Source organism: Deinococcus sp. QL22 (genome assembly GCF_023370075.1).
Classification (GTDB): domain Bacteria; phylum Deinococcota; class Deinococci; order Deinococcales; family Deinococcaceae; genus Deinococcus.
In genome coordinates this window covers 412,099-437,024 of sequence record NZ_CP097151.1, presented here as the reverse complement: position 1 = coordinate 437,024, position 24,926 = coordinate 412,099, and the positions used below count along the sequence as shown (strand labels likewise).

Here is a 24,926-nt window from a genome sequence, read left to right as displayed (position 1 = left end):
CCAGACGGCAACGCCGCTCCCTGCTGCGGGCGCTTTCCCTGAGCCTGCGGCCCTTTGCCTCAGGGAAACCGGGAGCAGCCATGAGCCTCACCTCACACCGCACCGTCAGCCGCACTGCCCTCCTTGCCGCCCTCTTGACCAGCGCCACGTCGGCCAGTGCCCAGACGCCGAGCTATTACCGGCTGCAACTCAAATCGGACGGTCAGTATCTCGACGCCGCCAACTGCACGGCCAACGTGACCCTCAATCCGGGTTCCAGCTACGCGGACGGGGCCTGCCAGGCGTGGCGCTTTCTGCGGGCGGGGGGCGGCTGGTACCGCATTCAGCTCAAGTCGGGCGGACAGTTTCTGGATGCCAGTTACTGCTCCGCCCCCATTCGCCTGAATCCCGGCTCGACCTATGCGGGCGGGGCCTGCCAACTGTGGCGACTCGTTCCGGCAGGCGACGGCTGGAGCCGCTTGCAACTGAAATCAGACGGGCGCTATCTGGACGCCGTGAACTGCACCGCGACCCTGGGCCTGAATCCCGGCTCGACCTACGCGGGCGGCGCTTGCCAACTGTGGCGGTTGGTGGCCGTTCAGCCCTGAACCCCGCTTTGGCCGTCTCAAGGAGCGTTCCCAGTGAACCATGACCTGAACTGGAAAGGAGGCCAGAACACAGGGGCGGCAGACCGGCGCGAGCAGGACTTCAGGCCGCTGACCTACCGGCTGTGCCCCCGCTGTCTGCGGGCCGTGCCAGGGCACTCACCCGAGCACTACTGCGTCAACGACGGCACCAAGCTGCTCAGCGCCTGTCCAGTCTGTCAGGCCGCCATCCTCTCGCCCTACGCCCTCTTTTGCGCGGGATGCGGCCACCCGTTTTCTGCCGCGCCATGAAGCCGCCCCGCCCGCAGGCCAGAGTGAATGTGGGTCAGTTGTCCAGCAGCGGCTTTGGCCCCTCCCACCCGGCCCCACCTCAGCGTGCCCTGAAGTCCGTTCCAGCCGCCTTGCCCCTCTTCCTCTGTCTCATTCCCCCTGTCTCATTCCTCGGTCTCACTTGGGAGTCTTCTATGAAACGGATTGTTCTCGGCCTGACCCTGCTGGCCTCGTTCGCCCTCGCCGCAGACCTGAAATACAACGTGTCGGTCAATGGGCGGCCTACCCCCGATCCGGCCATCGTGGTCAACGGCAAGACCTATGTGCCGCTCTCGGCCCTCAAAACCCTGGGCGTTCCCGCCACGCTTCAGGGAACGACCCTGAATCTCGGCGCGCAGACCGCCGCTGCCCCCGGAGGAGCCAACCAGCGCGTCTCGCTGGAAGGGTGCGTGGGCGACACGCTCTTTAACGGCATCTGGCGGATGACCGTGAAAAAGGTGGAGGCGATTGGGCCGGATGTGGGCCTTGGCCCCGGCTGGGGCGTGACCGTGGAACTCCGCAATGGCACCACCACGCGCACCTCGTTGCACGACACCGGGCTGGAATCGGTGGAGCTTGTGCAGCCCGACGGCAATACCCTGGCCTTCGAGGTTCGTGAAGCCGAGGAACGCCTGCTGTACAAAGAGATCTCGCAGGCAGGCGGCGTGACCTATCAGCTGCGCTTCCATACCCCCAATGCCCGGACACCCGCCAGCGAGGTACCGCGCCCGGCCAAACTGATCGTGCAACTGAACCCCAAGCGCCTGACGGCTGGCTACCTGATAGCGGCCAAAGTCGCCTATACCACGCCGAACCCCAGTTTCCGCGTGGGGCTGACCTGTCAGCGGTAATCCCGCCTCCCTGAGATTGCCAAGAGCCCCACCCGTCGTCACTCGGCGGTATCCGGGGAACCGCAGACCTTGCGACACCCGGTCTGGACGCCTTCCAGCAGGCGAGACCAGACGCGCCACGGTCACGCCCGACTGGCGCAACATCACCTCCAGGGCTCAACTGACTTTCTGCACCTCAAATTTTAAGGCGGGTTTCTGCGTGCTGGAAGGCATCGAGGGCAGCCAATTCGGGGAGGAGTGCTTGGCGACGCACCTCGGAAACAAAATAGGAGTGTAGGATGCTGGCTCAACAGATGACCCACACAGCTCCGTCCCAATTTTTGGCCTCAAAAGCGCCGATTTCACCCCACCAGCCATACCTTTGCGGGATAGGGTTCAAAACGAGCGATACCGTTGTGGAAAAGAGGCAGGATATGCCGTCCTGCACGCTGAATGTTTGTTTCCTTGTTCTTTCATATCTTTCCTTCAGAAGAGGTTGTCTGAACCCGCTCTGACCTTATAGAGAGGCGTGGGACTGGTCCTTGTCTCACCGCTCTTTCCTTGGGTGTCGCCTGAACTGGTGTCACCGCAGCCTGACTGCAGAGGCAACCTGATCCTCAGGCCAGCTCTGCTGCAACCGCCGCCCACGTCTGGAACGGTGGGACTGCTCGACAATGTTGTGACAGCGCGATGTGGAGATCCCGAGCCTGGTGGTCACCGTCCGCCAGGCTCGGGATCTGCCGGATGACAACGCCGCAGCTCCGGAGGCGGTCAGTCTGAATGATCTCTAGAACATCGTATTGCGTGAACAGCCTGTTCAAAAGGTTTTCGCAGCCGTTCAGTCCCGATGCCGCTGAAGGAGAATGCCCTGCACAGCGTAATGTTCTGCACTCACCTCATCGGCCAGGGCTCGCCACGCCGCTGGAAGAATGTCTTGGAGACTTCCCCCTTTCTGTGCCCTCTCATGGCAGCACGGTTTTCATGACAGTAGGGTGGGCTGTTTCGGCCAAGCAAACCGGAACGTCGCCCCCTGATCGACCTTTCCTTCCGCCCACACGTGGCCACCCAACCGCTCACACACTCGCTTAACGGTCACCCACCCGGTCCCAGTGCTAGCGGGTGCTGTCTTTCCAGGGCCACCAGCACGGTGAGCAGGCGCGATGAAGCGGGATCTCCAGGGCAGCGACGTTCCCACCCTGATTCTGGCTTCCCCGCACGATGGGGGCAAATGCCGCAGTCATCATGGCTGGCTGCTTCCGGGCGTGGCCGCGTCTTCCTGTTTTGTCAGCCTGCCCACGCGGCACGCAGGGACCTGGGCCGAGTGCCGTCAATGTCTGTGAAGCCGTACTTCTCACCCAGTTCAGCCGCCACCAGCACTTGGCCGGTGTGGGCAAAGATGGCGGGGTCGCTCGCCAGGGCCGCCACCGCGCGTCCGATGAACTGAGGTGACTCTGAATTCGAGAAGTCGAAGGTGCCCGCTGGCGCTTGCAAGACCGCTTCGGTTCGCACAAGGCCTGGATACAGGCTCAGGCTCGTGACCCCGTGTGGCCGCAGGTGGTTTGCCATCGCCAGGGCCATGCGGTCGGTGGCCCCCTTCGCCAGAAAGTACGGCAGGTTGTCCGTGTTCTGGTGGCGCGTCGCCGCAAAGAACGAGATCCCCACCAGCAGGCCCCGCGACCGGATCAGGAGCGGCGCGGCCCGTTGGCTGGTGACGTAGTGGGCGCGCACGCCCGCCGCGAACATGTCGTCCCAAATGGAGGTCGGTTGCTCCCAGAATGGCGCGCTCCACGCCGCCCCGCGCTCGTCCCACAGATGCAGGCCCTCATAGCCGCCCCAGACATTGTTCACCAGAACATCAAGCCGTCCGGCCTCCGCCTCAATCCGGTCAATCACGCCCTGCGTTTGGGCATCGTCGGTGTGGTCACAGTGCACCGGAATGCCGACCCCGCCCAGCCGGGTGACTTCACGCGCTGTGTCTTCTAAGTTTCCCGCCAGCGAGGGCAAGTGGGCCGGGCGTCCGGACAGCGTGCGGCCTGTCACGTACACGGTCGCGCCCGCTTCCCCGAGTCCGAGGGCAATGCCCCGGCCAATGCCCCGTGAAGCGCCGGTGACCAGAGCCACGTGATCCTGAAGAGCGGGTGTCATACGTCAAGATAGTGGATGGGTAAGAGTGGATCTTGCCCAACCAGCGCGCAGCGAGTGAGGGGACGAAGGCGGCGGGCACCACAGGCCAGCAGCACAGCCCCCTCTCTGAAACGGGTTCTGGCAAGTTCATCAGGGAAGGGCCGAATGAGGTCAGTGGCCATCTGAACTTCAGATGGCCACTTCGACTGCAGCTCGCCATGCCAAATGAGCCTGGTTCTGGTTTGATCTTCGAAGGTTGGTGCGAACAGGGGTTCGGGTGTGCTGGTGGAGGTTTGAAACACGGGCGTGAAGGGCCAAGAATTCCGGTACTCGCCCTGGGTTCTTGAAGCCGATCTGGCTTCGTTCCTGTTGTCGGGTCGGGCGATGGGATTGCAGGGTCAGATTGTTGCCGCGCGCCGTCGAGATGACTTGGACGTGCTCCACAGCGTGGAGCACCGGGAGTTCCTTGAGTGCTGCTCCGGAGCTTGTCAGTGTGGATCACGTCTGGCACGTCGTCATTCATCAAGAGTCTTCGGAGGGAGGCCTTTGCTGCCGGGGTAGCTCGCCGAGCTTGGACAAGGAGGTTGAGAACAGCACCGGATTCGTCGATGGCCCGCCACAACCTGTGTTTCCTGCCACCGATCTCGATGCACACTTCGGCCAAGAACCACCGGGAATCCCGCCGGGGTTCCCGGTGACGCAGGTTTTCAGTCAGGAGCGGTGCGAACGGGATGTTCCACTGGCGCAGGGTCTCGTGACTGACCAGGGTGCCGCGCTTCTGAAGCAATTCTTGAACGTCACGTTGGCTCAAGGAGAAGCGGTGACAGAGCCACAGAGCGTACTGGACGATGCTCAGGGCAAAACGGTGGCGGTAGGGCTTGCGATCAGACACGGACGTTCAGGCTACCGCGCTTCACTGGCCAGAACCCCTGAGCGGGAGCTGGAGGAGCGGGGCAGAGGTCCTCCGCATAAAGGCCCATGAGGCCAGGGAAGTTCACCCCCCAAGTCACGGGCCTTCGTTGCTGTAGCGATTTTTCCCTGATCGGAAACTCTTGATCCCAACACTCACCTTGACAAAAGAATACTCCGACCCTAAGCTTGCCCTACTTTTTACTCTGAAGAAAATAAGTCGCGTGCCAGGAGAACTATGTCCATCCAGGCCAGAGTGCTGCAGCATATTCGCCAGCAGCATGAGATCAGTCAATCTGAACTCCGGATCCAGACCGGTCTGAGCGCTTCAGCTATTTCCAGTGCAGTGAGGCGCGTGCAGAGCATAGGCCTGATACAGGAGGTGGGAAGTCTTCAGGAAGCCATGGGCCGACCCCGCACCCTGCTCAGCCTCAATGCCGACTATGCGTACACCGTCGGCGTCCAGCTCAACGTCCAGCAGAGCCACATCGTCTTGTCCAACCTCTGCGGAAAAGTCGTTCACAGGGCCCAGTTCAGCCATTCCAGCCACATCCCCACCCAGATCGCCGAGGATGTGGCGCGCTTTATCGCTGAGGTCGGCGGACACCGGATTGTGGGAATTGGCCTGGCCGTGTCCGGGATCATCGACGCGGAACGCGGCGTCTGTCTGGATTCTGCGACCACAGTGGGCTGGCAGGACGTGCCCATCGGGCCGGTCGTCGCGGAACGCACCGGTATCCCTACGTCTGTCGAGAACGATGCGAACGCCCTCGCCCTGGCGGAACTGCTCTTCGGCGCGGCCAAGCACGACAACTCGTTCATTGTTGTGACGCTGGGCACAGGGATCGGTGCCGGCATCATCATTGACCGCAAACTCTACCGCGGCCGCAACGGCATCGCGGGTGAGATCGGGCATATCAGCGTCTCGGCTCCTTCAAGCTACACCTGCTCCTGCGGGAAAACCGACTGTCTGGAGGCCACCGCTTCCAGCAGGGCCATTGCCTGCGCGGTGAGTGAACGGCTTGGTGTGCCCATTGCGCTTGAACACCTGCGGGAGACGCTTCACAACGAGCCAGACATCGCCCAGGAGGTACTGGATCACGCTGGGACGCGGCTCGGCGCCGTGCTGGCTGTCCTCGCGACCGTTTTTGACCCTGACGCCCTCTACGTCGCCCCTGAACACCACATCAACCTGCCTGCTTTCCAGCTGGCCGCCGCAACCGCCTTCCAGTCAGCAGTGATGCCGCTGTGCCGCACGGCGACTACCCTGCGCTTCCTGAATGAATCGGAAGACATGTGGGCCCGCGGCGCGGCGAGCGTCGCCATTGAACGCTTCTTCGCTTCTGCCGTGCAGACCACTGGAGGTGACGTGGCCAGACCACCCTGAATGACTTGCCGCGCCGCGTCTCCCTGCCCCGTCCTCGCCGCCCTGCACGCCAGTCGCGCCAGGGTTTGACCCAAAAGAGAGAAGAGACATGACAAACATAGGACGCCTGACCGCAGGACTCTACATGCTTGCTGCACTCGCCACCGGACAGGCCCAGGCCCAGAAGGTAACGCTCACCATCGAGAGCTGGCGCAACGACGACCTCAAAATCTGGCGCGACAGCATCATTCCCACCTTCGAAAAGCAGTACCCCAATATTCACGTCGTGTTTTCTCCGACGGCGCCCACCGAGTACAACGCGGTGGTCGAAGCCAAGCTCAAGGGGGGCACCGCCGGAGACATCCTGGCCTGCCGCCCATTCGACGCCAGCCTGTCGCTGTACAAGGCCAAGTACCTCACGTCCCTGAACGGCCTGGCCGGGCTGAAGAACTTCAGTTCGGTGGCCAAAGCAGCCTGGAGTACGGACGACGGCAAAGTCACCTTCTGTATCCCGACCGCCGCGGTGATTCACGGCTTCCTCTACAACAAGGCGGCCTTCAAGGAAGCGGGCGTCAGCGTTCCAAAAACGGAAAAGGAATTTCTGGCTGTTCTGGAGAAGTTTAAGGCCGGGCGCAAATATGTCCCCCTGGTCATGGGCACCAAGGATCAGTGGGAGTCGGCCACCATGGGCTACCAGAACATCGGCCCCACCCTCTGGGGCGGTGAGAAGGGCCGTCTCGGCCTGCTCAAAGGAACCGCCCAATACAACAAAGGAGGCTTCCTGCAGGCCTTTGAGGCGCTCGGCCGCTGGAAGCCCTACCTGCAGTCCGGGTATCAGGCCCTGGCCTACCCGGATGCGCAGAACACCTTCGCGCAGGGGCGAGGAGCGATCTACCCGGCGGGATCCTGGGATATTGCAACGTTCCGCACCATGAATCCCAAGCTGGATCTGGGGGCTTTTGCCCCGTACACCTTCACTTCAGGCCAGAAGTGCGTCATTGACGATCATCCCGACATCGGCTTCGGTCTCAATGCCGCCAGCAAAAACCAGGCTGCAGCCAAAACCTTCCTGAGCTGGATGGCCGGCCCTGAGTTCGCGCGGCTGTATGCCAACGCCCTCCCAGGCTTCTATCCGCTGGCGAACGTCAACTATAAGGTGCAGGATCCGGTGGCGCAGCAGTTCCTCGATTGGCGCAAAACCTGCAGCGCTTCATTCCGTTCCTCGTACCAGCTGCTGTCGCGCAATGCCAATCCGAACAACGAAAATGATCTCTGGAACGCCTCCTCCCAACTGCTCAACGGCAAGATGACCCCGAAGCAGGCCGCTGACTTCGTGCAGAAGAATCTGGCGTCCTGGTACGCACCGCAGAAAGGCAAATAGGCGGTGAGCGGCTTGTTCAGGCCCACAACCTGCTTCCCGTTATGAAGAGGCGTTTTCCGGTTCACATTCTGGTGTTCTTGCTGCCGGCCGTCGCCATCTACACGCTCTTTATGATCTACCCGCTGCTGAGCTCCCTGTGGATGTCTCTGAGCAACAAGTCTGCGGCGGACAGTCCGGTGTTCGTGGGGTTGGCCAACTACGTCCGGCTGTTCACCGCACCAGAATTTGCCGGCCCCCTGTGGAACGCAGTGAAGAACAACATCATCTTTTTCCTGATCCACATGGTGCTGCAAAACCCCATCGGGTTGCTGTTGGCCGTCCTGCTCACCCGCAAGTTGGCCGGAACAGCTGTCTACCGCGCGATCATCTTCACACCCACCATCCTGTCCGTCGTCATCATCGGCTTCATCTGGAAGCTGATTCTCAACCCCTCCTGGGGCATTGCTCCTGGCCTGCTGCGGGCCCTGCACCTCGAAGGGCTGTACCAGCCGTGGTTGGGGCTCGAGAGCACCGCCCTGGTGACCCTGGCCCTGATCTCGGTGTGGCAGAACATCGGCATTCCGATGATGCTGTTCACGGCGGCGCTGCTGCGCGTTCCCACAGAACTGTTCGAAGCGGCCCGCGTGGACGGCGCGAGCGCCTGGACGATTTTCTGGCGCATTCAGTTCCCGTTGATCCTTCCGACGCTCGGCATCGTCGCGGTGTTGACCTTCGTTGGAAACTTCAACACGTTCGACCTGGTGTACGCGACGCAAGGTGCCCTCGCCGGCCCGAATTTCGCCTCCGATATCCTCGGCACCTTCTTCTACCGCACCTTCTTCGGCTATCAGCTGCAACCTGGTGATCCGTATATGGGTTCAGCTGTGGCAGGCGTCATGCTGCTGATTATTCTGGTGGGCGTGTTGCTTTTCGGCCTGTGGCAACGCCGTCTGCAGGACGTGCAGTACTAGGGAGCAGTTTCCCTGGGGCGTACGCTCTGCTTTCGGCCCATCACGTGTCCGCCCAATTGTGCCTGCTTCCTGGAGGACTACTGTGCAACATCGTTCCGCCTTCTCCCGGGCCGCGCCGCGTCTCCCACGGCGACGAACCTGGCCGGCCCTCCTGGCCAGCCACACCTTTCTGATTCTTTACTGTGCGTTGGCGCTGTTTCCCATCGTGCTGATGATCATCAATTCCTTTAAAGACCAACTTTCGATCTTTAGCGCGCCCTTTGCCCTTCCAAACGCTGAAACCTTCACCCTGGACGGCTACAAAACCCTGTTTGAAGGGTCAAACTTCGGCGGGTACGTGATCAACAGTCTCACCGTGACCGTGACGTCGCTGGCCCTGATCCTGATCACCGGTTCAATGGCTGCTTTTGCACTTTCGGAGTACCGGTTCCGGCTCAATGCACTGACGGCCCTCTACCTGTCGCTGGGCATCATGGTGCCGATCCGCCTGGGGACGATCGGCATTCTCAGCCTGGCCGTGAACCTCAACCTCGTGAACACCCTCTGGGCCCTGATCTTCGTCTATACCGCTCAGGGGCTTCCGCTGGCGGTGTTCGTGCTGACGTCGTTCATGCGGCAACTTCCCAAAGACCTCAAAGAGGCCGCCCGCCTAGACGGGGCCAGTGAATACCGGGTTTACGGCATGACGCTGCCCCTGATCCGCCCAGCTGTCGGCGCCGTCATGGCCATCTCCCTCATTCCTGTGTGGAATGATCTGTGGTTTCCCCTGATTCTGGCGCCGGGCGAAGGCACCAAGACCATTGTGCTGGGCGCCTCTGTATTCCTGGGTCAATACGTCAACGACTACAGCGCTGTTCTGGCTGCCCTGACCCTGGCCATTTTGCCCGCCGTGGTGCTGTACGTCCTGTTTTCCCGTCAACTGATCAGCGGCATCACCGAAGGAGCCATCAAGTGAAGGGGCAGGCATGCGCGTCGGCATAATCGGCTCGGGGAGCATGGGCCACGCGCACGCCCGTGCCTGGCGGGCCCTCGGCGTTGACTTCGGCATCTACAGCCGCGACGCGCCGCGGGCCGCTCAACTCGCTGCGGAGCATGGCGGGGACACCTATCCTGATCTCGGCACGCTCCTCGCAGACGTGACGCTCGCAGACGTCTGCCTTCCGACCTTTCTGCACCGCGAGACTGTCGAGGCGGCCGCCAGAGCAGGCCGTCACGTCGTTTGCGAAAAACCCCTGGCACTGAGCAATGAGGACGCGGCGGCCATGGTCGCCGCGTGCGAGGCGGCAGGCGTGCGCCTGTTCGTTGCCATGGTCGTGCGCTTCTTTCCGCAGTACCGTTTTGCGCGTGACCTCGTGCAGGCGGGCCGAATTGGCACGCCGCGGGTGCTGCGGCTCAGGCGCGTCTCCTCTCCTCCCTACGGCGGGCATTCCTGGTTCGCGGACGAAACAAAATCAGGCGGGATGATCCTTGACCTGATGCTGCATGACATCGACTACGCCCTATGGACGGCAGGGGACGTGCAGCAGGTGTACGCACGGGAGACCAGGGTCGGAACCCGGCACTACGCTCAGGCGGCCCTGACGCACGTCTCCGGCGCGCTCAGCCTGATTGAATCGGGCTGGGCGTATCCAGACGGCCTGTTCCGCACGGCGATCGACCTGGCTGGATCGTCAGGCCTGATCGAATGGAACTCCGATGCCGCTCCGACCATTCGAATAGTTCACGGCAAACAGCGGCACGCCACGCCAGGAGTGAGCCTGCCCGTGATCTCCGCAGCTGCCGATCCCTTTGTTCTGCAGTTCAATCACGTGCTGGACGCGCTGCAGCGTGAAGTACCATTCGACGTCACTCCAGGAGAAGCCCTCGGCGCCCTGCGGGTGGCGCTGGCGGTGCGCGATTCTGCGCGCAGTGGCCGGGCCGTCACCCTGGAGGCGGCGACATGAGAATAGGTCTTCTGAGCTTTGCTCACGTGCACGCCGAACACTACCAGGCTCTTCTCCGCTCCATGCCGGGTGTGGAACTGGTGGGCTTTTGGGATGACAGCGTTCACGCGCAGAGCTACGCGGAGCGGTACGCCCTGAAGCAGTACCTCACGCCGCAGCTGCTGCTCGCTCAGGCCCTGGACGCTGTCATCGTCTGTTCGGAAACCTCCAGGCACCGCGAAGTTGTGGAACTCAGTGCCCGGGCAGGCGTTCATGTCCTGTGTGAAAAGCCCATCGCTTGTACCCTTGAGGATGCTGAGGCCATGCGCGACGTCTGTGCGCAGCACGGCGTCACCTTTATGACTGCTTTTCCCATGCGGTTTGACCCCTCCTGCGGCGAGTTGCGTCAGGCGGTGCACAGCGGACAGCTGGGCAGCATCCTGGGAGTCAACGGCGTCAACCATAGTGAGAACCCGTCGGTTCACCGGTCATGGTTCGCAAATCCTGCGCTGTCTGGTGGCGGCGCGGTCATGGATCATGTGGTTCACCTGACAGACCTGCTGCGGTGGTGTTTTGCCTGCGAGGTGGCGGAAGTGTACGCGGCGCTTCAGTGGACTGACGGCGCCGGGGAAAACGGGACGGCGCTCGACACGGCGGGCATCGTGCTGCTGACCCTGACAAATGGTGTTCAGGCGAGCATTGACTGCAGCTGGAGTCGCCCAGCGACGTACCCCAGATGGGGGCACTTGAAGTTGGACGTGATCGGCACGGACAGCCTGATGGTCATTGATGCCTTTGCAGACCACCTGACCGTTTATCCCCCTGACCTCACCCGCCCGGTGCAGTGGCTTGGGTTTGGGGTCGACCCGAATCAGGCCATGCTCACGGCCTTCCTGGATGCTGTCCAAAGGCGGCAACCCCCACCCGTGTCCTGGCAGGACGGTTACGAAGCCACGCGGGTTGTGCTCGCGGCCTACACTTCTGCTCAGCAGGGTCGACCTGTCCGGCTCCGCCCTGCACGTTGTGAGTCCACCGAGGATCCGGGAGACGGGCAGGGGTCGTGACGTCCCACCCAGCAGGCTCAGTCAGGGACGTTCTGATGGCCGGGACGAGCGGCCTGAACGGGCTGAACGTCCTCCTCTGAACCTTGCGTGTGGTCATGAGCCTACTTCCCAGAGTGAGGATGATCTCTACCCGCGCCATACCAGGTCAATCCCACTTGCTGGTTCGGCACGTTGGATTCATTCCAGAGGTCAGGAGGCGCTCTGTTCTAACCAGCTGGCCCGCCGAACTGCCGAATCAGCGAGGTAGCGTTCAAGGGCGTTTTCCAGGCTGGGCAGCAGTTGGGCGCGGTGGCTGCCCAGGGTGCTGTAGCGGGGACGGAGCGCGACCCACCCCAGCTCATGGCCGGGAACAGATCGGACACGGGATTCTGGCAGGCCCACCACTCCTGCAAGCGTGCGAACCATTTCGGCCCAGGTGCTTTCCCCCCGGTTGACGAGGTGCCAGACCCCCTGTTCGCCGTCGATCAGGAGGTCGAGGCTGGTGTGCACCAGATCCGGCAGGTAGGTGGGGGAAAAGCGGTGATCCTGGTCAAGAGAGACGGTGTTTCCCGCGTGGAGCCTGTGCAGGGCGCTGCTCAGGGGATCCTTGGTCGTGCCGGAGCCGAAAAGGGCGGCGCTGCGGACGATCAGCGCGCCTGGATGAGCGGCCAGCACCTGCTGCTCGGCCTCCAGCCGCGCCTGGCCGTAGGCGTTGATGGGTGAGGGCAGGTCGTGTTCCTGAAAGGGAGTCTGACCTTCCCCGGCGAAAACCTGATCCGACGAGTAGGTCAGGAATCCGGTTCCCCGGGCCGCACACGCCCTGGCCCACGTTGCCAGGCCGTCCAGGTGCGTCTGCCGGAACTGCTGGCGGTGGCGCTCGGCCTCGTCGATGCAGCCGTACCCGGCAGTATTGACGATCGCCCAGGGCTGCTCGGCCTCCAGGAGGCCCAAGGCTCCGTCCAACGTGGCGGCATCCAGTGCTGAGGACAGGAGGCGGTAGTCAAGCCCGCGCTCCTGGCATAGCCGCACCACAGCTTGCCCCAGTTCTCCCACACCGAGAATCAGCAGGGGCCGGGCTCTGCGCCGCAGCACGGTTCCCCGTGAGGCGGTGCCTACGGGCGGGTAGTGGAAGCGGTCGGGCCGGTTCCAGAAGCCGGGGGACAACAGTGTAGGGTGAGCCGGAACTGCCCCTGTCGCCCGGGCGCGCAGCACGCCCGCGAGTGCCGTGGGGCGAGGGGTGGGCGAGCGCACGTCAAAGGCCCCCGGCTCGTAGTGGCCGTGAAAGCCCGTGTGCAGCTGGTTCCAGTCGAAGCTTCCCAGAATCGCCCACGAGGTCACGGCCCGGATGTCCGCCCCCTGGGCCCGCGCCCCCTCAGCCGCCTGCCAGAACTCCTCGAACCAGCGAATCTGTTCCTCGCGGGTGCTTCCCAGGTGCGTCTCGGTGATCGCGACGGGCAGGTGGTAACGCTCCCAGGTCTCGCGCAGAAGCTCGCTGATACCCGCCGTCTCGTGGTACACCCGCACGGCCTCGATGTCCGCGTGGGTGGCATTGCAGTGACGCTCCCCGTACCGCTCGCGCCGCTCGTCGAGGAAGCGCTCGCTCGTCACGTAGTAGTCCACCCCGATCACGTCGGGCGGGCAGGGATGCTCGGCCAACCAGCGCAGTTCCGCCACCCCCGCGCCGGAAGACAGCAGGTAGTCCCAGAGGGCGTGCCCCTCGTCCACTCGTCCGCACAGCAGGTCGTAGGCCAGCCAGCGCCGCTCGTTCTGGAAGTCTGCCTCGGGCTGCATTGCTGGCGTGGCGTGCGCCTTGCCCAGGTCGTCGGTCTGGATCAGCTCGGCGTCTGGCCGAACCTCCCGGATCGCCTGCATGGCGAGAACCGTCCCCCGGCACTCGTTCAGCAGCGCCCGCACGAAACTCGTATCCGAGGTGTGGTGGGGATACCAGATGCCGTACAGGGCGCTGAAACGCGCGGTGGTCAGCGGCTCGTTGACGGGGGTATAGGCCCGCAGCCAGGGGTAACGTTCGGCGACCTGTCGGGCGTAGGCCGCCAGCTTCTCCGGAAATTCTGGATCAAGCAGGTTGGTGTAGTGGGGGCCACTGCCGTGGTGCAGCAGCGTGGCAATGGGCATCAAGTCCAGCTCGCGCAGCCGTGAGAGCCGTTCGTCAGTCCAGCGCCAATCCAAGATCTGCGGATCCTCGGGAGCCACCGCCTCCCACAGCACCGGGTAGCGGATGCGCCGGGCACCCAGCCCCGCAAGCAGATCGAGGTCCTGGGGCCGCTCGGCGTGACCATTGACGCTGAGCTGGTCAAGGAAGGTGTCGCCCACCCGGTTCAGCGTGCATTCCACCCCAATCCACAGTTCCAGAGGGCGGGGGAAAGGATGCCCGGCGGCAGACGAGAGGTCACTCATCACGCCTCCAGGCCGAATGAAGTTCGTTGTTTCTGTCCACACGGGGGGGCGTGACTCGTCCACACCCGGAGACACGGACAACCGCGAAGCAGGGCTGAAGAACTGCGGGTTGTCCAAGAATAGACTGACGTTCAAACCAATGATTCAGGTGCTTCAGGACTTGGCGTAGATGGCGTAGATGGCGGAGAAGGAGCATGCCTGGAAGTCTGGCCAAGGAACAAGCCGTTTGGCCCTCGCTTCTATGAAGCAAATTTTTCATCTCTTTGCAGAGGGGTGTGAGTCGGATGAAGCCCCCCCCAACGTCAGCACGGGCAGTGCGGTTGATTCGGACGGGCAAGGCGAACGGACTGCTCCGCTCAAGCCGTTCGTTCGGGCACTTCCTCAGCTCCTGATCAAGACGTTCTGAGACCCATTGTTACGGGCTTGAACCAGCTTTCCGCCCAGGACACGTTCCTTCATTCCTGGTTTTCTTAAAGGCACGTTGAGACAACTGGGGAACACTCTTCAAAACCTGCCAATCCACCTTCAAGCCGTCAGCACGACGCGCCGTTCCCACCTCGGGCATGCTGGGCATACCATGCCGACCTCACACCTGTTCAGTGCCGACAGCAAGAACGTTCCTACGCCTTCTCTGACCGAGCCAACACCCTGCGCCTTCGATTTCGCCCAGATTCTTCAAGCGCGGGAGGAGGTAGAACAACGCGCCCAAGCATACCTGGCTGAACTGCAGAGCCAGATCCAGAGGGTGCTGGAACAGCAGGGATATCAAAATATCCGCTTTCAACGGCTCTGCGCCCTCTCACCGGGTTCAGAGGTCGCGGGAGCTGTCACCCTGCTGATTCTGATGCAACTCCCGCTGGATGGATTGAAAAATCCCAGCTTCAAGGTGCAGCTTCCACTCGTCGTGACTTACAGCAATATCCTGCTCTTGCAAGGCGCGCAGATCAATGAGTTCAATGTCCCCGAATCTTTCACGCATCCTGTGGGAACAGACCACAGGCAGGTGGCCGAACTGCTCGTTCAAGGTCTCTCCCACAGATACATGAACCACCTGCTTCAGTGGGGAGGGCGCGCGGCCAGGATCTCCGCGGCCAATCGCCAGTGATACGGCTTCCGTAGGATTCCCGTACAGTCGGCCCTGTTGAGCAGCTCTACAAGTCCCTTCAGTCACTGGGCAAGTCGCCGTGTGGCAAAAGGGTTTTCCCTCAGTGCAGGCGGAGGTGCGGCGGCCACCTTGGTCATACCCAGTCAGAGGGGCTGAATCCCGGGGAACAAAGCTGTAGACCTTGCAAGTGGGCAGAATGAACCCCGCCCCGACCAGAGAGGGCAGCCGCTCATTTCCCTCCACCGCAGATTGACCTGCCCTTCATCTCAGGGGCCACGCCACTCTCAATACCCCAACACAGGAAGGTAACCCCATGAAAACCCTCTTGCTCGTCTGGATGCTTGTGTTCCCCGTCGCTGCTGCACAGGCACCCAAGACCTCTGCCCTCATGGTGGATGCCGCCGTTTCTACAGACACTGCTGCCGCAGATACAGGTGTGACTGGCACAGGGGAAGGCCCCAGCCTTGATCCGGAAGCGTCCACCGTGCCGCCTGGTATGACCGGTAACCCGTTTCCCTGGAGCATTTTAGGTCTGGCCGGACTGGCCGGGTTGGCGGGACTGGCGGGGGCCAGCCGACAGCGCCGCGCCTGACCGGGTGAGCGTGTCACGGAAGGCAGCGAAACCAGAACGGACAGCACCTCGTCGCCTCAGCTCACGGTCTCAGCTCACGCGCCCGCTACCCCAGCTCATTGCGGCGCTGGGGCGGCACTCATCTCTGGCCTACAATCACAATTTCAATTTAGCCGGGAATCGCCAATGTCTTCTCCGTCACCGCAGGGGAGAGGTCAAGCACCTTATACCATCCATGTCAACCGGACAGGCCCCACTGCAGCTGTTGTGGCCGGTGTATTTCTATTCTTGGTGACCTCCTCCAGGGACGCGGCGAGTGCAGTGTCATACAGAGTTCGTTCCTTTCTGCCCTTGCTCTAGTGCGTAGCTTTGCAAGTTGCCCTGGACCGGAGGCCTGTGAGGCACAGCTTAAGCGCGAACGCCCCGCACCACCAACAGTTCGGATTCCAGGCGGGTCGTGCCGTCGGTGGCCTGATTGTGTTCTGTCCAGTGGGCTTCGAGGTCGGCCCGCAGCGCCGCTTGCCCGGCGTCATCCAGCGCCGCGAAGGCCCGGTTGGTGGGGCCATAGAAGGTGCGGAAGAATTCCACGACTCTGGCCGGGTCAAATGGGTAGGCGAAGGGATAGGGCGTGCGCTCTACGCTGAGTTCCCGCAGCCCACTGCTGAGGCGCTCGCGCACCACCGATTCGTCTCCCCACAGCATGGGCGACGGCATCAGCGTGGGGGGCGGAACGTGGCGGCCCATGACCTTGAACATGCCGCCGATAAAGCTGGCAGGTGTCCAGTTGCCCAGCACGATTCGCCCGCCGTGAGTGCAGACCCGCACCAGTTCGGCGGCCACCAGATTCGGACGGGGGGCGAACATCGCGCCGAATAAACTGCTGATCACCTCGAAACTCGCGTCTGGATACGGCAAGTCTTCAGCGTCGCCCTCATCGAACCGGGCGCTCAGGCCCTCGGCTTCGGCACGGTGGCGGGCCTGCGCGATCAGGTTCGAGGCGATGTCTACCCCCACCGCGTCTATCCCTTCCCGCGACGCCGGAATGACAAGTTGGCCCGCGCCACACGCCACATCCAGCAGGCGTTCTGGAGCCTTCAGGTTCAGGCCGCGCAGGAACACCAGTGCGCCGGGTTCGAGGTACTGCGCGAACACGCCGTAGTCTCCACTTTCCCAGGTGGCCTTCAGGCGGGCTTTGAAGGCCTGCATTTCTGGGGTCGGAGCCTCTGAAGCCTGGGCGTGTGAAGTCTGCTGTGAACCCGGCACCGAATCGGTTGCGGTCATAGGGTCGCTCCTTGGCCGCCCGCTGGCACTTATTCCTGCCTCTTCCGTTCCAGGTGGGCGACCTGCCCGCAGCCTAAGCGGCCGCCGATCAGCAGTGGTACGGGGTTCTACGGTAATGGGCCAGCGCAGCTTGAGTGAGTGCAGCTTGGGCCAGTACAGCACTGGCAGGGAGTACGCTCATGGGGCGATGAACCCATTGCCCGCAAGCACGTTGGTTCTGATCGGCCGCGTTCCGGAGCAGGCAGCCCTGGCCCACGCCGTCAGGCGTTGCCGTGAGGGTCGCGGCGGTGTCCTGCTGATTTCGGGTGAGGCGGGGATCGGCAAAACCCAGTTGCTGGAAACAGTATTGCTGGCCGAACGCCTTCCGGCCTTGCGGGGTTCGTCGCGGCAAACCCGCACGGCTGCGCCCTTTTCACCCATCGCGGCTCTGTTGCGTGCCGGAATGGCGCTGGTTCCGGGTGTCCTTGACCAACTGCCGCTGCGAGAGCATCTGGCCCTCCTGTTGCCCGAACTCGGCGCGACCCTTTCTGGCAACCCACCTCCAGTCAGCCCAGCTCTGGCCAGCAAGGGAGCTAAGGCTCAGACGACCCCACTGGCCTTGCAGCAGGCCGTCCGCAGCGCACTGGAAGCATTGATGCAGGCTGGGCCGCTGGCCCTGGTGCTAGAAGATTTGCAGTGGGCCGACCACGCCACCCTGCAGTTGCTGCCCCTGGTGGCCGAGTGGCTGACGGACAGCCCCGCGCTGCTGATCGGCACGTTCCGCACTGAAGAATTGCCCCGCGCTCACCCACTTCGGCGCGCCCGGTTGGAGCTTCGGCGCACGGGCCGCTTGGAAGAACTGGGCCTGGAGCCGCTGGGAAGGGTGGAAACGGCGGACTTGGCGAGCGCCGTTCTGGGCGCACCGCTGGCCCCACCGTTGGCCGAACTGCTGTATCAGCGCACCGAAGGCGTGCCGCTGTTTGTGCGCGAACTGGTGGGGGCGCTGTGGTCGGGCGGGCGGTTGGCGCCCGACCAGACTGGGCAACTGGGCCTCCTTGCCCCAGGAACGGCTGCGGGCATCGCGGCTGTGCCCCAGACCCTTGTGCCCCAGACCCTGCGCGACGCCATCTTGCTGGGCCTCGACCGTTTTCCGCCCGAAGCCCGCGCCGCCGCCGAAACTGCTGCTGTCCTGGGTCTCTCGTTTGAGGCCAATGTGCTGCGGGACTTGCTGGCCGACGATTCGACGTTCGACACGCTGACTGAACGCGGCCTGCTGGTCTGGGAAGGAGAACAGGCTGCGTTTCGGCACGCCCTGATCCGAGACGCGATCTGCGCGGGCATTCCGTGGGCACGCCGCCGCACCCTGCACCGGCAGGTGGCCGCACAGCTGGAAGCCGCGGGTGCGCCGCCCAGCCACACCGCAGAACACTGGCTGGCCGGGCACGAACCAGAGCGGGCGCGGGCCGCGTTGGTGGCCTCGGCACAGGCCTCGTGCCGCCTGCATGCCTACCGGGACGCCGCCGAAGCCGCAGGCCGCGCCCTGGAACTGTGGCCTGCCGGAGTGGAAGAAGCCCGCCGCCTGGAAGTGCTGGATCAGCTGGGACACTGCGCCCAGACCTGCGGCCTGTTGCCCGAAGCCAGCCGGGCGTGGCGGGAGGCGGCTGGGGCACGCCGAGACGCGGGCGACCTGCACGGCTGGGCCGAGTCTCAACGGCACCTGGCCGGGTCGCTGGAACTTCAGGGGTTATGGGAACAGGCCCTGGAGGCCCGCCGCGTGGCTGCCGACGCCTTCTGTACGGGCGGCTGGCTGGGGCAGGCCGCCGAGGAACGCCTGGCCGTGGGCGCGGCTCTGCGGGCGGGCGGAAGCTGCACCGCCGCCCTGGCCAGCCTGGCCCGCGCTCTGGAGGAAGCCCGCACAGCCAATCGCCCTGACCTGGAGGCCCGTATTCTGGGTCAGCAGGGGAATGCTCTGGCCCGCACCGGGAAGATTGAACTTGGCCTGCAAGTGACCCGTGACGCTCTGAACCTCGCGCTGCACGGCGGTTTTGTGCATGCCACCGCGGAGGTGCTTCACCGCATGGCCGATGCATTAGAACATGCCGGAGATTACGCGGCGGCCCGCGACACCTACGCCGAGGCGCTGGAACTGTGTGAGGCGAGCGGCTCTGCGGCGGCCTATGCCTGCCGGGCGTGCGTCGCCGTGCCTCTGTACCAGACGGGCGCGTGGGACAGAGCGGCAACCGAATGCCGCCTGGTGCTGGATTCGGTGGCGGCTCCGCTGGGGCCACGCGCCGTCGCCGGGGCCATGTTAGGTACGGTACTGGCGCACCGGGGTCAGCCCAGCCGTGCCCGGCCCCTGCTCCTGGAAGCACTGGCATTGGGCAGGCAAACGGGCAGTTCGCCCGTGCAGATGCGTGCGCTGTGGGGGCTGGCACTGGCTGACGAGGTGGCGGGGCGTCCAATGGCGGCGGCGGGCTGGGCACGCGATCTGCTGGACGTTTGGGAGGGAATAGAAGACCATTATCACATTCTGTTTCCCATGCGCTGGGCCTCAACTTTATTTGCGTCTACTGGAGGCACCGACGACCTGCGGCGCGCCGCCGATGCGCTGGGCCGCGCCGCCCATCTGAGCGGCGGCCCCACCGGATATTCGGCCTTGGCACACGCGCTGGCAGAGGTGGCGTGGGCAGAAGGCCAGCCAGACCTTGCGGCCAACCAGTTCGGGATTGCGGCGCAACTGCTCAACGATGCCCGGACGCCCTTTGAGGAAGCGTCGACCCGCCTGCGGGCTGGGCAGGTTCTGGCGGCGCTGGGACAGCATGGTGCAGCAGTGGCCCACGTTGTGGCCGCACACCGCACTGCGCGGAACCTGAATGCGGTGGCGTTGGTGGGCCGCGCCGCCCACACCCTTCAGGAATTGGGCCAACGGCCAGAGCGCCGCGGTGCCCGGACTCCAGCAGATCAGCTGGTCGCCGGACTGACGCAGCGGCAACTGGAAGTGCTGCGGTTGGTGGCGCTGGGCCGCACCGACAAGGCCATTGCCCAAGTCTTGATGTTGAGCCCCAGAACTGTAGAAATGCATGTGGGCCGTATCTTGGCAAGCCTGGACAGCCATTCGCGGGCCGAAGCAGTGGGGAAAGCCGCTGAGATGGGACTGCTGCGCCGCGGGGAGCAGTCCATCCGCACGTAAAGGCGCGTTGCTGCTCGGTATCCATTGGCTGCCCGTCCTTTTGTGGTCATCAGTGCCACCGGTCTTGGTCGTGGGCTGATGCTGTTTATGGCGCAGCGACCAAAGCCGCTTTTGACGGGAGAGACAGACGCAGTTAGACTCTAGGAATTATATAGGAATAACAGTTCAAGAGACTGGGAGTCTAGGAATAGTGAACACTGTTCTCTTAGGATACACGCTTAGCGCTTCCTCCCAGTTCAACCCCTGCTCTGTTCCGCTTACGCATTACCGGCAGAGGCCTGGGCTGAGGCAAAGGGATGAGTTGTGCTGTCCAGCTTTCAGACCAGTTTAGAGGTCATTGCCTGGTTTGCCCGAGAACCTGAGTGCTGAGGTAGAAACGCTGCTCAGGTTTTGTACTCTCTATCCTAATCCTAGCACTGTTATTCCTTCAATAAACCAGCGTTGGACCCCTTCCTCTCTGTTTCCCGCCACCCTCTTGTTGCTGTACCGCCGTTTTCAAGACCTGCCGCCGTGGGCTGTAACTGACCAGTGTTCGTCCGCCCCTCCGAAATGGATACTGCGCCCGTGGATTTGGTTGACGACCCAAGCGCCTGCCCACGCCTGAGCGCAGAAGAGGAGCGCATGACTCGCCGTCAGCGCCCCCGGTTGCCTGCTCAGCAGCGCAGGCGTTCAAGCCTGCCTGATCCTAGGGTGGGACACCTGCGCTGCAGCTCAATACCCTGGCCATGATGGGCTGGTTCGGCTTAGTGACGCTCCCACTGGGATTCCTGGTCGGGTGCGCGTGCTTGGTCACCGGGTCGGTGAAACGCCAGAAGCCGGGACACGCGAACGATCCAGCCGGTGAGGGAAAACCCAAAAACCCCTCGCCCACGCATCAGCACAGGGGAGGGCCAGGCCTGGTGCTCTCTGGATTACCCGGCTGCACCGCCTGCCGAGTCTGGTTTAGGGGCTGGTGGCGGAGGTGTCGGCTTGTCTGCTTTGGGCATACGCCAGCGTGCGCCTGATCCTGTGACAGGAACCTGACAACACCTCACTTGTCCGGGGCTTCATCAGCACTCCCAGCCTCAACTGTCAGCTGACCCGCCGTGACCGACCCGAAACCGCTGCGGCCACCGTTTCCCCGTGACCATCATCCAGCACGCCATCTGGCTGTACCGCCACTTTCCCCTGAGTGGCCGGGATGTCCAAGAATGACTGCACCAGCGCGGCCCAATAGGTCAGCCACGAGACCCTCCGCGAATGGTGTATCCCATTCAGCGCCCCCTTCACTGAGGAACTGTGCCACCGGGAACCCCGTCGGGGTTCCCGGTGGCACCCGAAGGCAACACAACCCTTTCAAGAGATCAAAGGGTTATCACAGTCGTGCGCAAGGAAATACAGGGCAAAGAGGATGAGCCTTTGAACCTTCAGTGAAGCTCATGTTGGACGCGAAAAAGTTGGTTAACGCTTGAAGCGAGCCGCTATGGGTATCCAGAGTTTCCCCCTCTTTATTAACAGTCAGCTGGGGTGAGTCGGCGATACTTCATCGTGATGTAAGTTCAGTCGTTTAGGCCGGGAATGGCTCCTGCACATCGCCACGGCTGGCACGACAAACGACGAGTCAGTTTCGGCACCAGACAGACTCCACCACCGCCTCTGGTTCGCCTGTTCAGCGGGGGCGTGTTGTTGGTGAGGTTCCCCCAACATCCGTTCAGTCCCGTTGTGCCATGAGAGTTGAGGAAGACCCACCAAGAAACAAGCCGTTCGGGCTTGACCCGCGGCGTGATCTGTTTTTCCCTCAAGGCACGCGGCTCAGGGGCGTTCCCTGCTGGTGTGCCAAGGCTCACGTCGTGAGCCTCACAGCGAAGAGTCTGCGCCTGAAAGTGAAAGGCGGAGGGAGAGGAACGTGACAGTGGATTTGAGTGACTCATTTTTCGCACTAATCGTAGTTAGTACGAAAAATCGAAACAGGCTCCCCTACTCGTGCGGTCGGTAGAAAAATCCTGATCTGGACTCAGCTCGTCATTACGTTCAGAACAGAATACGCTCACCTGATCGGTCAAAGCTATAAATCTCTTCCCAAAAGAGGTGTCTGGCACAGTGAAAAACCGGTGGCGCCACAGGAGCCACGAGAAGACCCCTGCGAGGCCGTCCCCCTGCCTTTACTACCCCCTGTTCGGCGGGGGCCAGGAGCGTGAATATTCTCCTGAACCAGTTGCCTGACTGACCGTTTGCTCAGGCTGAAGAAGCACCGAGCCACTTCAGCTTCAGCCTGAGCCTGATTCCCAACACCACGTACGTGGCGGGCAGCACCACCACCAATGGCGTGGCAATCCCCGACGCTACGGGCAGCACCATGCCGTACGCCGCCGGTGCCCCCATCGGCAGTGCCGGCAGCTTTCCCAGTGTGATCACGGTGGGTGCGGGCACAGCCGTCACCGTCACCTTTCAGGTCAGAGTCTACACGCCGTATCCAGACGGGGCGGCGGGCGTGAGCAACACCGCTACCGCCACCTACAGCGGCGGCCCGTCCGGCGGCCTGAACACTCCCCCGGCAACCACGGGCATCAGCACCGATCTGGTCATCACCAAAACCGGCCCGCAGTTCGCGTCGGCGGGCCGGTCTATCTCCTACACGCTCACCGTCACCAACGCAGGTCTGCGGGGCGCGAATGGGGCCACGCTGCGTGATCCGTCGGTGGCTAACTTCACACCCATGGGCATCACCTGCACGGCGACTGGAGGTGCGGCCTGCCCAGCGAGCTTGACCATCAATCAGTACCCTGACCTTCCCTGCTGCTGACCGTGACCGGCACTGGGGGCACGGGCACCATCGTCAACGGCGTGACCATCACTGTTCCGAACACGCTGCCAGAGTTGAACGGCAGTAACAATGCAGCCGCCGCCACGACCCGGGTGATCAATCTGATCCTGACCAAAGAGGTGCGCAGCTGTGGGCTGATCCTACCTGCAGCGATCTGCCCCGGATCGGCAGTCTGGAGCTTGAGCGGCCTGGGCAAACCTGGGGACGTGCTGGAATACCGGGTGAGTTACCTGAACAGCGGTACCGCCAACGCCACTGCTCTGGTCGTTGCCGATCCCGTGCCAGCAACACCACAGCCCAACCCAACGGCTACGGCACAGACGGCAACAACAGGGGTTCAAACGGCGGAAACGAGCGCAGGAGTTGCTGAATCTGCAGGCCTGAACCCTGAAGCCTCTTCATCATTCCCGTACCAGCGTTTCCGCCTTGACCAGAAGAAACCATCAGAGACCAGCGTTTTAGACATGGTCGGCGGTCGCAGCGGGGGTGATCTGAGATTCAGGCCACCCCACCCTCTGTCTGCTTTGGGGCCAGTTAAGGTCACACCTCCGTTGATACGGCCTGTAAGCCTGCCCATGCAATCCGCTGCAGTAGTCATCCTCCGGGCAAACTTGAATCTGCATCCCCAGTTCTCCGGCCACCAGAATCATTAGAGTGACTGCACTAGGGAACATCAGAAACAATCCGAGCAGGTTGAGCCGCTCGCCCAGAGCTCAGGGAGAACGGTGGTACAGCCGTCTGGGTGTGCTGGATGATCGTGGTGGCGGTGGGGTTTGGCGCCGGTTACGGCGGGTCAGTCTCCCCTGACTCGGTTAAAGCAACACAACCCTCCTGGTATGTAAAACTTAACCGAATCAACATTTGATATTAACCAATCATGAGCTTAGAAGGCGCCGTCAGCGATTGATATCCTCAGCGCGTGCAGTTTCTTGACATTCCAGCCTTTATACTTTTCTCAGGAGGCTCATCAATGCCGAATTGCCCCGAGAGGCGCTCTGCCGTACCCTACATTCCCTTCTTTTCCCGCTCGAGCCGACGGTTCGCGTGAGATTGCCCTGGATGCTGTGGTCGCTCTGCGCCGTGCTGGTGGGCTGCACCGCCCCCACACCCGCCCCGTTGCCTGAACCGGTTCCTGGCCCCACCCGTCCTGCTGGCCCCAGATCCCTGGGCCTGGTCGAAATTACCTTCGTCGGCGTTGGTACCGCACAGCCGCAGAGTGTTGCGGTACGGGCGCTGCCCCCGGGCCTGGAGGGTCAAGCCCTGACAGACCGCACCGCGGGCCTTCAGATGAAGCCCGCCGTCAACGGCAGCTTCGACGTTCCCACGCCGGTGGGCTTGGGCCGAGGGACACGCCACCTCTGGGCCACGTTCAACATCCGAAATGCCCAGTTGGACGGCACGCCCTACAGCACGGCGCAGCAGAACATCACCTTGCTCGCTGTGGCCGGGGGCGCCGCTTCGGGTCACCCAACCTACAGCGGCACGGCTGTGCGAGACATGAAACGCTTTGACGGCAGCCCGCTGGCAGACCCGGCGGCGCTCGCACAGAGCGTGATGCCCCTTCATGGCCGCAGCCTGCAGGGCTCGAAAGTCGTGATTAACGCCAGCCAGATGGACTTTCAGATCCTGCCGGAAACAGAAGTCGCCGACCTGCAGACGACCCTGACCCATCCTGATTTGAACCTGCTGCCGTACGGTTTTGTGGTGCAGTGCGTGACGAACTGCGTGGCTGGTTCGCGGACACTGAGTGCCAATCCGGCGCCGGATCAGTACGACGGTCAGGTCACTGTGGCGCTGCGCTTCCCGAAGCCGGTAGAGAACCGGGAGGAGCCCTACACCTTCAGCATGCTGTTTGAGGTGGTACTCGACAGTGAAACCCGCGTCACGCAGAGCCTCGATGAGCAGCAGGACAACGCGGCCGTCACCACCCGTGCGCTGGCCCTGGGTGCAAGTCAGGTCGTGACCTTCGGCGACAGCACGTATGGAAGTGGCGCCACCACCATCACCTACCAGTGTGGCTGGCGTGTGGCTGGGCCGGTGGATGCCCCGTCCGTCTTTCTGGGATACGAGACGACCTCGAACCGCTGCAAGAGTCTGTACGACGTCAGCTTGTTAGACGAATTCCACTGGCAGTAACGCGCGTCCGCCATCTCTATAGAGCTGT

The 24,926-nt window shown here is 62.9% G+C and carries 18 protein-coding genes and 2 pseudogenes; 16 read left to right on the top strand and 4 right to left on the bottom strand.

Annotated features, from left to right (window positions below; all coding sequences use genetic code 11):
* The first annotated feature begins 80 nt into the window (after nt 1–80).
* The 3 genes from M1R55_RS21485 to M1R55_RS21475 all read left to right on the top strand — a co-directional run bounded on the left by M1R55_RS21485 (nt 81) and on the right by M1R55_RS21475 (nt 1,744).
* A complete protein-coding gene (locus M1R55_RS21485) occupies nt 81–587 on the top strand; it encodes an RICIN domain-containing protein (RefSeq protein ID WP_249394999.1) in 507 nt (168 codons plus the stop codon).
* 33 nt (nt 588–620) lie between these two features.
* On the top strand, nt 621–875 hold the full coding sequence (locus tag M1R55_RS21480) for a zinc ribbon domain-containing protein (protein ID WP_249394998.1): 255 nt from the start codon (nt 621–623) through the stop codon (nt 873–875).
* A 173-nt stretch (nt 876–1,048) separates the two neighbouring features.
* Complete coding sequence (locus tag M1R55_RS21475) at nt 1,049–1,744, top strand: hypothetical protein (RefSeq protein ID WP_249394997.1); 696 nt, start codon at nt 1,049–1,051, stop codon at nt 1,742–1,744.
* A gap of 1,263 nt (nt 1,745–3,007) precedes the next feature.
* Here the strand turns inward: M1R55_RS21475 and M1R55_RS21470 are convergent.
* Together M1R55_RS21470 and M1R55_RS21465 are read right to left on the bottom strand one after the other, a co-directional pair.
* Nucleotides 3,008–3,868 carry an SDR family NAD(P)-dependent oxidoreductase gene (locus M1R55_RS21470; protein WP_249394996.1) on the bottom strand — a complete coding sequence of 287 codons (861 nt, stop codon included), beginning with the start codon at nt 3,866–3,868 and terminating at the stop codon, nt 3,008–3,010.
* Nucleotides 3,869–4,036: 168 nt separating this feature from the next.
* A pseudogene (locus M1R55_RS21465) lies at nt 4,037–4,739 on the bottom strand (IS6 family transposase).
* 255 nt (nt 4,740–4,994) lie between these two features.
* On the opposite strand from M1R55_RS21465, the gene M1R55_RS21460 reads away from it, so the two are divergent.
* The 6 genes from M1R55_RS21460 (at nt 4,995) to M1R55_RS21435 (ending at nt 11,439) form a co-directional block, all read left to right on the top strand.
* Nucleotides 4,995–6,143, top strand: a complete 1,149-nt coding sequence (locus M1R55_RS21460; protein WP_249394995.1) for an ROK family transcriptional regulator — start codon at nt 4,995–4,997, stop codon at nt 6,141–6,143.
* A gap of 124 nt (nt 6,144–6,267) precedes the next feature.
* Nucleotides 6,268–7,503, top strand: a complete 1,236-nt coding sequence (locus tag M1R55_RS21455; RefSeq protein ID WP_371827255.1) for an ABC transporter substrate-binding protein — start codon at nt 6,268–6,270, stop codon at nt 7,501–7,503.
* Nucleotides 7,504–7,544: 41 nt separating this feature from the next.
* Nucleotides 7,545–8,453: a carbohydrate ABC transporter permease gene (locus tag M1R55_RS21450; RefSeq protein ID WP_249394993.1), complete on the top strand. Its 909-nt coding sequence runs from the start codon at nt 7,545–7,547 to the stop codon at nt 8,451–8,453.
* A 211-nt stretch (nt 8,454–8,664) separates the two neighbouring features.
* Nucleotides 8,665–9,408: a carbohydrate ABC transporter permease gene (locus M1R55_RS21445; RefSeq protein WP_249395316.1), complete on the top strand. Its 744-nt coding sequence runs from the start codon at nt 8,665–8,667 to the stop codon at nt 9,406–9,408.
* A gap of 10 nt (nt 9,409–9,418) precedes the next feature.
* The gene (locus M1R55_RS21440) at nt 9,419–10,396 is read left to right on the top strand and encodes a Gfo/Idh/MocA family protein (protein WP_249394992.1); all 978 of its coding nucleotides are present in this window, start codon (nt 9,419–9,421) and stop codon (nt 10,394–10,396) included.
* On the top strand, nt 10,393–11,439 hold the full coding sequence (locus tag M1R55_RS21435; RefSeq protein ID WP_249394991.1) for a Gfo/Idh/MocA family protein: 1,047 nt from the start codon (nt 10,393–10,395) through the stop codon (nt 11,437–11,439). Before M1R55_RS21440 ends, M1R55_RS21435 begins: the two co-directional genes overlap by 4 nt.
* A 189-nt stretch (nt 11,440–11,628) precedes the next feature.
* Here M1R55_RS21435 and M1R55_RS21430 read toward each other — a convergent pair whose 3' ends face one another.
* Complete coding sequence (locus M1R55_RS21430; protein WP_249394990.1) at nt 11,629–13,833, bottom strand: family 1 glycosylhydrolase; 2,205 nt, start codon at nt 13,831–13,833, stop codon at nt 11,629–11,631.
* Between the two features lie 745 nt (nt 13,834–14,578).
* Between M1R55_RS21430 and M1R55_RS21425 the strand changes: the two genes are divergently transcribed.
* Together M1R55_RS21425 and M1R55_RS21420 are read left to right on the top strand one after the other, a co-directional pair.
* Nucleotides 14,579–14,938, top strand: coding sequence for a hypothetical protein (locus tag M1R55_RS21425; RefSeq protein WP_249394989.1), 360 nt, complete (start codon nt 14,579–14,581; stop codon nt 14,936–14,938).
* 313 nt (nt 14,939–15,251) lie between these two features.
* A complete protein-coding gene (locus M1R55_RS21420) occupies nt 15,252–15,530 on the top strand; it encodes a hypothetical protein (protein ID WP_249394988.1) in 279 nt (92 codons plus the stop codon).
* A gap of 387 nt (nt 15,531–15,917) precedes the next feature.
* Here M1R55_RS21420 and M1R55_RS21415 read toward each other — a convergent pair whose 3' ends face one another.
* A complete protein-coding gene (locus M1R55_RS21415) occupies nt 15,918–16,790 on the bottom strand; it encodes a class I SAM-dependent methyltransferase (RefSeq protein ID WP_249394987.1) in 873 nt (290 codons plus the stop codon).
* A gap of 187 nt (nt 16,791–16,977) precedes the next feature.
* Between M1R55_RS21415 and M1R55_RS21410 the strand changes: the two genes are divergently transcribed.
* The 5 genes and pseudogenes from M1R55_RS21410 to M1R55_RS21390 all read left to right on the top strand — a co-directional run bounded on the left by M1R55_RS21410 (nt 16,978) and on the right by M1R55_RS21390 (nt 24,898).
* Nucleotides 16,978–19,959: a helix-turn-helix transcriptional regulator gene (locus M1R55_RS21410; RefSeq protein WP_249394986.1), complete on the top strand. Its 2,982-nt coding sequence runs from the start codon at nt 16,978–16,980 to the stop codon at nt 19,957–19,959.
* A 1,085-nt stretch (nt 19,960–21,044) separates the two neighbouring features.
* Nucleotides 21,045–21,274 (top strand): annotated as a pseudogene (locus M1R55_RS21405) (IS6 family transposase); the annotation flags it as partial.
* A gap of 963 nt (nt 21,275–22,237) precedes the next feature.
* Nucleotides 22,238–22,741 carry a hypothetical protein gene (locus tag M1R55_RS21400; RefSeq protein WP_249394985.1) on the top strand — a complete coding sequence of 168 codons (504 nt, stop codon included), beginning with the start codon at nt 22,238–22,240 and terminating at the stop codon, nt 22,739–22,741.
* 41 nt (nt 22,742–22,782) lie between these two features.
* Entirely contained in the window at nt 22,783–23,415 is a 633-nt protein-coding gene (locus M1R55_RS21395; RefSeq protein ID WP_249394984.1) for a hypothetical protein, read from the top strand.
* Nucleotides 23,416–23,821: 406 nt separating this feature from the next.
* Entirely contained in the window at nt 23,822–24,898 is a 1,077-nt protein-coding gene (locus M1R55_RS21390; RefSeq protein WP_249394983.1) for a hypothetical protein, read from the top strand.
* Nucleotides 24,899–24,926: the final 28 nt, after the last annotated feature.

Coding starts and splice junctions, on each gene's coding strand:
- M1R55_RS21485 (WP_249394999.1), top strand. CDS start 81: ATGAGCCTCACCTCACACCGCACCGTCAGCCGCACTGCCCTCCTTGCC.
- M1R55_RS21475 (WP_249394997.1), top strand. CDS start 1,049: ATGAAACGGATTGTTCTCGGCCTGACCCTGCTGGCCTCGTTCGCCCTC.
- M1R55_RS21470 (WP_249394996.1), bottom strand. CDS start 3,868: ATGACACCCGCTCTTCAGGATCACGTGGCTCTGGTCACCGGCGCTTCA.
- M1R55_RS21460 (WP_249394995.1), top strand. CDS start 4,995: ATGTCCATCCAGGCCAGAGTGCTGCAGCATATTCGCCAGCAGCATGAG.
- M1R55_RS21455 (WP_371827255.1), top strand. CDS start 6,268: ATGCTTGCTGCACTCGCCACCGGACAGGCCCAGGCCCAGAAGGTAACG.
- M1R55_RS21450 (WP_249394993.1), top strand. CDS start 7,545: ATGAAGAGGCGTTTTCCGGTTCACATTCTGGTGTTCTTGCTGCCGGCC.
- M1R55_RS21445 (WP_249395316.1), top strand. CDS start 8,665: ATGATCATCAATTCCTTTAAAGACCAACTTTCGATCTTTAGCGCGCCC.
- M1R55_RS21440 (WP_249394992.1), top strand. CDS start 9,419: ATGCGCGTCGGCATAATCGGCTCGGGGAGCATGGGCCACGCGCACGCC.
- M1R55_RS21435 (WP_249394991.1), top strand. CDS start 10,393: ATGAGAATAGGTCTTCTGAGCTTTGCTCACGTGCACGCCGAACACTAC.
- M1R55_RS21430 (WP_249394990.1), bottom strand. CDS start 13,833: ATGAGTGACCTCTCGTCTGCCGCCGGGCATCCTTTCCCCCGCCCTCTG.
- M1R55_RS21420 (WP_249394988.1), top strand. CDS start 15,252: ATGAAAACCCTCTTGCTCGTCTGGATGCTTGTGTTCCCCGTCGCTGCT.
- M1R55_RS21415 (WP_249394987.1), bottom strand. CDS start 16,790: ATGACCGCAACCGATTCGGTGCCGGGTTCACAGCAGACTTCACACGCC.
- M1R55_RS21410 (WP_249394986.1), top strand. CDS start 16,978: ATGAACCCATTGCCCGCAAGCACGTTGGTTCTGATCGGCCGCGTTCCG.
- M1R55_RS21390 (WP_249394983.1), top strand. CDS start 23,822: ATGCTGTGGTCGCTCTGCGCCGTGCTGGTGGGCTGCACCGCCCCCACA.